Origin of the sequence: Novosphingobium sp. (assembly GCF_041915465.1) — a bacterium.
Classification (GTDB): domain Bacteria; phylum Pseudomonadota; class Alphaproteobacteria; order Sphingomonadales; family Sphingomonadaceae; genus Novosphingobium.
Map to the genome: position 1 here is coordinate 1 of NZ_JAYSBK010000127.1, position 7,493 is coordinate 7,493.

Below are 7,493 nucleotides of genomic sequence, written 5' to 3' on the forward strand. Positions count from 1 at the left end.
GTGCTGTCGATTGACGGCGGCCTTTCGGCGGGCTGAGCCGCCGTCAGAATACCGCTGGCACGCTGGCCAGTACGTCAGAGGGGGCCTCGGGCGTATGGTAGGTCAGCTTGGAGTGGCTGAGGCCGAGGTCGAGCAGCATCTCGCACTGCTTGAAGGCCACCAGTCCCGGATTGAGCACCGGCACTTCAAGCCGCTCGCTGAGGTACTGGTGCGACTGGTGCATCGTGGTCGAACCCAGGATGATCGCGTGGGCGCCGTCCTCGTCGATGCATTTGCGGCACGCGTCGAGCAGCGCGCCGAACACGATGTCTTCCTTGCCTGCCAGCAGTTCCTGCGTATCTGGCCGCACGCCGATGTCGCGGATCGAGGCGAGACGCTTTTCAAGACCTGTTTCCAGCGCGAGCTTCTCATAGATCCAGTGCCACTGCGGCCACATCGTCACCACCGAGAACCGCTTGGCAAGGTCTGCGGCAAGGTGGAACGAACTGCGCCCCGGTCCGGTCACCGGGATCGTCAGGCGCGAACGCAAGGCGGCAAGGCCGGAATCGCTCATCGTGTTGATGCAGACTGCCGCATAGCCTTCTTCCTCGGCCCGCATCCCGGCTTCGAGGCAGAAGGCATCGGCCAGGGTCGCCTCGTAAAGCGAATCGAGCGATGAGGTGCCGTTGCGCACGCCGGTAAACTCGACCGCGATCTCGGGCCGGACCAGTCCCGGCGGCATCTGCGCGGCAAAGCCGGCGAGTGCCTCTTGCGGCAGGGGGACGGGGACGATCATCTTGATGCGCTTGGTGGTCATGTTCTGGCTGTCCTGAACTGGCGGGGAAGGGGGTGCGTCAGTGCGCGGCGCGGTGGGCGCCGCCGCGCGGGAATAGCTTGGCGGAAATCGCGGCAGCATGACCAGCGAGTTCGGCGGCGAGCGCGCCAACCTTGGCGCCAGGCAGGTCGGCGCTGTTTTGCGAAGCGGACAGCGCTGCCACAACCCTGCCGTCGGGGCCGAGGATCGGCACGGCCACGCAGCGCAGGTTGTCGAACATTTCGCAGTCGTCGACCGCGAAGCGCCGGCTGCGTACGGTCGCCAACTCGCGGCCCAGTGCCTCGGGCTCGCAGATCGTGCGCGAGGTCAGCGCCGGGAAAGGGCCTTCGGACAAATAGGTGTCGCGCTCGCAGGCCGGCAGGTCGGCCAGGAGCACCTTGCCAAGGCCGGAGCAATAGGCCTCGAGCTTGACGCCCGGCATGGTGGGAATGCGCGTTGCGCGCGTGGCGCTTCGCGCGACGTAGGTGACCATGCGTTCCGGATCGAGCACGCCGACATGAACCGTGGAGCCGGTGGTGCGGGTGATCCGGTTGAGAATCGGCGTCGTGGCAGAGGCAAGCAGGGCTTCGAAGCTCGACCGGCGCGCCAGTTCGAGCAGGCGCAGGCCGATCGCATATTCACCCGGTCCGGTGTGGATCACCGCGCCCAGCGATTCCAGCGTTGCCAGCAGGCGGTGCGCGGTCGCCACGCTGAGCCCGCAGCGCTTGGCCATCGAGGGCAGGCTGACGCAGGTATCGTCTGCCGCCAGGCACTCGAGCAGGGCAAACGCCTTGCCCACGGATTTGATCTCCGGTGTCGCCATCTTGGTTCTCCCTCACATGCCGCGTTGATTCGCGTGCCGTCGAGCCGTTCGCTCTCCCATCAGCAACTTCCGATGCAATTTGTATAGAAATTCAATTGAACGTCAATCGAAGGATTTTGGTCACTTTTATGAAACTCAATCGAAGCTGATCTCATATTCCGAGAACCACGCGGGTCGCCGCTTTGACAGGCCGGGCTTGCCGACCACATTCTCCGATCACGCCACAGGGGCGGAAAACCAAGGTTCAGGCAGGCTTCAAGGTCTGACCGGCCGGGAAAACGACACAGGGAGTTTGTGGGTTATGCGAGCGCGTATTCTCATGTCTGGCGCCGCTCTGGCCGTAATGGTCATGGCTGATGTCGCCTATGCTCAGGACGTTGCCGATCAGGGGGCGAGCGGAAGCGATGACGCAATTGTCGTCACCGCCCAGCGCCGCGCACAGTCGAAACAGGACGTCGGTATCGCGATCGCTGCCTATGGCGGCGACGAACTGCGCGAAATGAATGTCACTTCGAGCATCGACGTCGCGCGGCTGACCCCGGGCGTGCACGTTTCGGGCAACGTCGGCGGGCAGATGAGCCAGTTCACCATCCGCGGCGTCACCCAGAACGACTTCAACGACGCGGTCGAAGCGCCGGTCGCGGTCTATGTCGACGACAGCTACATCCCGAACATGCAGGGCCAGACCTTCGGCCTGTTCGACCTCGAACGCGTCGAAGTGCTGAAGGGTCCGCAGGGCACCTTGTTCGGCCGCAACGCCACGGGCGGCCTCGTCCACTATGTCGTCGCCAAGCCGAGCGACAAGCTCGAAGCCAAGTTCGATGGCACCTATGGCCGGTTCAACCAGGTCAAGCTTGAAGGCATGGTCAACCTGCCGCTGGGCGAAAAGGTTTCGCTGCGCGTTTCGGGGCTGTTCGACCGCTACGATCCCTATTGGAAGAACACCTATCCGGCGGGTGCCGCTGGCGGCGTGCCGATCAACCTTGGCGGCGTGACCAACCCGTGCTGCCAGAATGAATCGAACGACAACACGCTGGCCGGCCGCATCCAGCTGCAGTTCAAGCCGACCGAAGATCTGACCATTCGCCTGGTCGGCGCGGCTTCGCGCCAGCATCTTTCGACTGGACCCTACACCCAGGCCGCAACCGTGGCCGTGGTCGATTCGTCCGGCCGCGTGATCAATTCGATCTACGCCAGCCCGACCGAAACCCGCACCGCGATCGACCAGAACGGCAACAACTACACCGCCTTCTCGGGCGCGCCGGCTTCGCGTCTGCCCGGTGCCGACTGGTTCGGCTTCGTTGCTCCCGATCCGAAGAAGCTGGAACTTTCGAAGGACTTCGGCGTTTCGGACCTCAACCGCACCGAAACCTGGAACGCTGCGCTGCACATCGATTACGACATGGGCGGCGTCAGCCTGGTCTCGGTTTCGAACTACATGAAGTTCAAGAAGAACTTCGCAATGGACGTCGATGCCTCGCCGACCAACCTGGTGAACTACGGTACGCTGGGCGATACCGATGTCTTCTCGCAGGAGCTGCGCCTCTCGGGTTCGGGCAATGGCCTCGAATGGACCACCGGCCTCTATTACCTCAACGTCAAGGCCAAGTCCTCGAACGGGTTTCTGGCGCCGGCCTATTCGATCTTCTCGAGCATCTTCGGAGCGACCACCACCGGTATCGACCTGGTCAATTCCTTCGCGCTCAAGACGGAAAGCGCCTCGGTCTTCGGTCAGGCGGAATACGAGTTCGCGCCTGAGTTCAAGCTGATCGTCGGTGGGCGCCTGATCCGCGAACACCAGGAATACTCCTTCGTCTCGAATGCGATGAGCGACAACGATCCGCTGCGGATCGATGCGAACAGCACCGTGCTGTTCCCGCTGCAGCCCAGCTTCAATCACAGGCGCACCGACACGCTGTGGGCCGGCAAGGCGCAGCTCGAATATCACCCGAGCCGCGACCTGCTGGTCTATTTCGGGATCAACCGCGGGGTGAAGGGCGGCAGCTACAACGCCAAGCTGCCCGACGGCACGCCGCCGCTCACCGCTGGTCAGATTCCCTATCTGCCCGAAGAGATCCTGTCCTACGAAGGCGGCTTCAAGGCGACCTTCCTCGACGGCAAGGGCACCTTCAACGCGGCGGCGTTCTATTACGACTACTCGAACTACCAGGCGTTCACCTTCGCCAACGTGTCGGGCTACGTGCAGAACCGCAAGGCCCGCACCTATGGCGCGGAATTCGAACTGACGCTGCGTCCGGTGCAGGGCCTGCAGCTCGCCGCGGCCGGTTCGTTCTTCAATGCCCGGGTCAAGAACGTCGAGGTGGCACCGGGCGTGACGCGCGACGTGCGTCCGGCCTTCGCGCCTGAAACGCAGCTTTCCGGCCGGATCAGCTATACCCCGCCGGTTTCGGTCGCGGGCGGCAGCCTGACTTTCGGCGGCGACGCCAGCTACACTTCGGGCTTCTACCACAACCTGCGCAACTTCGATGCGAACTGGCTGCCGAGCTACACCCTGTTCAACGCCCGGATCGGCTGGGAAGACGATAGCGAGCGCTTCCGGCTCTCGTTCTTCGTCAACAACCTGACCGACAAGCGGTACAAGACCGTGGGCTACGACCTCTCCACGCTCTGCGGTTGCACCGAGGAATCCTACGGCCGTCCGCGCTGGTGGGGCATCACCGCCGGTTTCACCCTTAATTGATCCACCCGACTAGGGGCCCTGCACAGGCGGGGCCCCACTTTTCGGACCGCACCCACCAACAATCCAACGAGAGCCAAACGCCGGACCCCCGGGGAGAGACTTTGAGAAGGAAGGTACAGCCATGAACGATGCAACTCCCGTCCGCCGCCGCACGCTGGTTCGCAAGAACGAAATCAGCGCCGACCGGATGAATGACGAAAAGACCCAGAGCCAGTACCAGCCCTACAAGGATGCCGCCTGGGGCTTCATCAACCACTGGTATCCCGCGCTGTTCAGCGAGGAACTGCCCGAACAGGCCGTGGAAGGCATCCAGATCGCCGGGGTTCCGATCCTGCTGCGCCGCGCTGCGGGCAAGCTCTATGCGATCAAGGATCAATGCGTGCATCGCGGCGTGCGCCTGTCGGCCAAGCCGATGTGCTTCAACGATACCTCGATCGCGTGCTGGTACCATGGCTTCAACTTCGACCTTGAAACCGGCGTGCTCAACAACATCGTCGCCAACCCGAACAGCAAGCTGATCGGCAAGACCGGCGTCACCACCTATCCGGTACAGGAAGTGGCCGGCATGATCTTCGTGTTCGTGCGCGAAGACGATTTCCCCGACGAGGACGTGCCGCCGCTTTCGACCGACCTGCCCGTCCGCTTTCCGGAATGCAGCGAAAAGTATCCGCACCCGCTGTGGCCCGCCGCGCCGAGCATTCTCGACGAAAACGCGGTGGCGCTGGGTCTGCACCGTACCGGCCAGACCAACTGGCGCATCGCCTGCGAAAACGGGTTCGACAACGCCCACATCCTGGTCCACGCCGACAACGCCATCGTCCACGCGATGGACTGGGTGCTGCCGCTGGGCATCCTGCCCGCCACCGATGATGCGATCACTCTGATCGAGGACGAGGACGGCCCCAAGGGCCAGATGCAGTGGCTGTTCACCGACCGCTGGACACCGGTTCTCGAAAACCCTGACCTCGGTCTCAAGGTCGAAAACCTCAAGGGCCGGTTCTACCGCACCTCGGTGGTGCTGCCGGGCGTGCTGATGGTCGAAAACTGGCCGGAAGAGCATGTCGTCCAGTACGAATGGTACGTGCCGATCACCGATGACCTCTACGAATACTGGGAAGTCATGCTCCGGATCTGCAACACGGACGAGGAGCGCAAGAAGTTCCAGTACCGCTTCGACAACCTCTACATGCCGCTGTGCATCCGGGGCTTCAACGACTGCGACCTCTACGCCCGCGAGGCGATGGAGGAATTCTACGCCGATGGCACCGGCTGGGATAACGAGCAGCTGGTCGAAACGGACATCTCGCCCGTCACCTGGCGCAAGCTGGCCTCGCGGCACAACCGCGGGATTGCCAAGCCCGGCAAGGGCGTGACCAACGCGACCAAGACCTCGAGCATCCGGATGCGCCGCCTCGCCCAGGGCAAGGCCCCCGGCTACAAGGTCGAGAAAATCGAAAATGTTAACTCCTATTAAGGCGGTCCTCGCGTTCAGCGACGGCGTCCAGCACGAACTGACGGTCGAACCCGGCCAGAGCGTGCTCGATGCCGCGCTGGCGGCCGAAGCGCCGGTGCTGTTCCAATGCGGCACCGGCAGCTGCGGCAGCTGTCTTGCTCATCTCGACGAGGGCGAGGCCGATCACCGGCCCGGTTCGAGCACTTCGCTGCTCCCCTCCGAGCGCGAGCAAGGCTACCGCCTGCTCTGCGTGACCGAGGCCAAGGGCGCGTGCCGCTTTTCGCTTGGGTATGACAGTGCGGCCGGGGCGGGGCGGCCGATCGAGGGCAAGGCCTTCGTCAACGCGGTAGAGCAAGTTGCAAGCGACGTGATGCGGCTCGAACTGCAACTGGCCGAGGGCACCTGGTTCGATTTCCGGCCCGGCCAGTTCATTCAGGTCAAGGTGCCGGGCACCGATGCGGTGCGCTCCTATTCGATGGCCACCACGGCGGCAGACCTGCCGAAGATCGAGCTGCTGATCCGCATCCTTCCCGGCGGGGTGATGTCGGACTGGCTGGTGAACCGCGCGGCGGTCGACGATGTGGTCGATATCAGCGGGCCGTTCGGGCAGTTCTTCCTCAAGGAAAAGGTCCGCGCCCCCCACGTGATGATCGCGGGCGGAACGGGCCTTGCCCCGATGCTGTCGATGATCGACGCGCTGCGCGCGGCCCCTGGCCGCAAGCCCAAGGTGCTGCTCAGCTTTGGCTGTCAGACCCCCGAAGGGCTGTTTGGCCTCGACCAGCTTGAACTTCGCCAGCACTGGATGCCGAGCCTCGACGCGCGCATTTCGGTCGATCGCGGCGAGCCTGCGGACGGTGTGCGGCTGGGCAATCCGGTTGCCGCGTTGAGCGCCGAGGACGGGCTGACCGAGGATAGCGTCGCCTATCTGTGCGGCCCGCCAGGGATGATCGAGGCCGCCCGCAAGCACCTCGAAGAACTGGGGCTGGCTCCGGAAAACATCTTCGCCGAGCAGTTCGTGGCGAGCACCTGAGCCGAGCCACAAAGTCTTGGCGAACAATTGAAAACAAACGGCAAGGAGTATGGATATGGGCGTCGATAGTCTGGGTTATGTGGCCTTCAACGTTGCCGATTTCGACCGCTGGCGCACGATCCTGACGCAGGTGTTCGGCATGGAGCCGCGTTCGCGCGAGGGCAGCGATGCGCTCGATTTCCGAATCGACGAATACCATCACCGCATCACGCTTTATCCTACCGGGGAAGACAGCGTCGCCGTGGTCGGCTGGGAAGTCGGCAGCATCGAACGGCTCGAGGAACTGGCCGCTGAACTGCGCAGCCGCGGGGTCGAACTGACACCCGGCACCCCGGCGCAGTGCAGCGCGCGCAAGGTCAAGCAACTCTATCATTACACCTGCCCGATGATCGGCTGCCCGACAGATATCTATTACGGTCCGCTCGTCTCCCACACACCCTTCAACCCCAGCCGGGGCGTGGCCGGGTACAAGACCGGCTCGCTGGGCCTCGGCCATATCGCGTTCTGGGTGAAGGACCTCAAGGCGACACTGGCATTCTACCAGGACGTCATGGGCTTCTCGATCTCGGACTACATCGCCTGGGACGATAACGACGCCGTGTTCCTGCACTGCAACCCGCGCCACCACACCCTGGCGCTGATGGCCGAGGCCGAAGGGCGCCCCGGCGGCAAGTTCCAGCACCTGATGGTGGA

General features: G+C 63.6%; 6 protein-coding genes. 4 read left to right on the forward strand and 2 right to left on the reverse strand.

Annotated features, from left to right (window positions below; all coding sequences use genetic code 11):
• Positions 1-43 precede the first annotated feature (43 nt).
• Together ACE3SN_RS15285 and ACE3SN_RS15290 are read right to left on the reverse strand one after the other, a co-directional pair.
• Positions 44-796 carry an aspartate/glutamate racemase family protein gene (locus ACE3SN_RS15285; RefSeq protein WP_374531455.1) on the reverse strand — a complete coding sequence of 251 codons (753 nt, stop codon included), beginning with the start codon at positions 794-796 and terminating at the stop codon, positions 44-46.
• 37 nt (positions 797-833) lie between these two features.
• Positions 834-1,616, reverse strand: coding sequence for an IclR family transcriptional regulator (locus tag ACE3SN_RS15290; RefSeq protein ID WP_374531457.1), 783 nt, complete (start codon positions 1,614-1,616; stop codon positions 834-836).
• Between the two features lie 319 nt (positions 1,617-1,935).
• Here ACE3SN_RS15290 and ACE3SN_RS15295 point away from each other — a divergent pair, with 319 nt between their 5' ends.
• The 4 genes from ACE3SN_RS15295 to ACE3SN_RS15310 all read left to right on the forward strand — a co-directional run.
• A complete protein-coding gene (locus ACE3SN_RS15295) occupies positions 1,936-4,317 on the forward strand; it encodes a TonB-dependent receptor (RefSeq protein WP_374531459.1) in 2,382 nt (793 codons plus the stop codon).
• A gap of 121 nt (positions 4,318-4,438) precedes the next feature.
• Entirely contained in the window at positions 4,439-5,791 is a 1,353-nt protein-coding gene (locus ACE3SN_RS15300) for a Rieske 2Fe-2S domain-containing protein (RefSeq protein WP_374531461.1), read from the forward strand.
• The gene (locus tag ACE3SN_RS15305; RefSeq protein WP_374531463.1) at positions 5,775-6,800 is read left to right on the forward strand and encodes an FAD-binding oxidoreductase; all 1,026 of its coding nucleotides are present in this window, start codon (positions 5,775-5,777) and stop codon (positions 6,798-6,800) included. Before ACE3SN_RS15300 ends, ACE3SN_RS15305 begins: the two co-directional genes overlap by 17 nt.
• 55 nt (positions 6,801-6,855) lie before the next feature.
• Positions 6,856-7,493, forward strand: a 638-nt coding sequence (locus ACE3SN_RS15310) for a VOC family protein (RefSeq protein ID WP_374531465.1), incomplete at its 3' end; no start/stop codon positions are given.

Bases quoted from the DNA above. Each gene is read 5' to 3' on its own strand.
- ACE3SN_RS15285 (WP_374531455.1), bottom strand. From the start codon at position 796: ATGACCACCAAGCGCATCAAGATGATCGTCCCCGTCCCCCTGCCGCAA.
- ACE3SN_RS15290 (WP_374531457.1), bottom strand. From the start codon at position 1,616: ATGGCGACACCGGAGATCAAATCCGTGGGCAAGGCGTTTGCCCTGCTC.
- ACE3SN_RS15295 (WP_374531459.1), top strand. From the start codon at position 1,936: ATGTCTGGCGCCGCTCTGGCCGTAATGGTCATGGCTGATGTCGCCTAT.
- ACE3SN_RS15300 (WP_374531461.1), top strand. From the start codon at position 4,439: ATGAACGATGCAACTCCCGTCCGCCGCCGCACGCTGGTTCGCAAGAAC.
- ACE3SN_RS15305 (WP_374531463.1), top strand. From the start codon at position 5,775: ATGTTAACTCCTATTAAGGCGGTCCTCGCGTTCAGCGACGGCGTCCAG.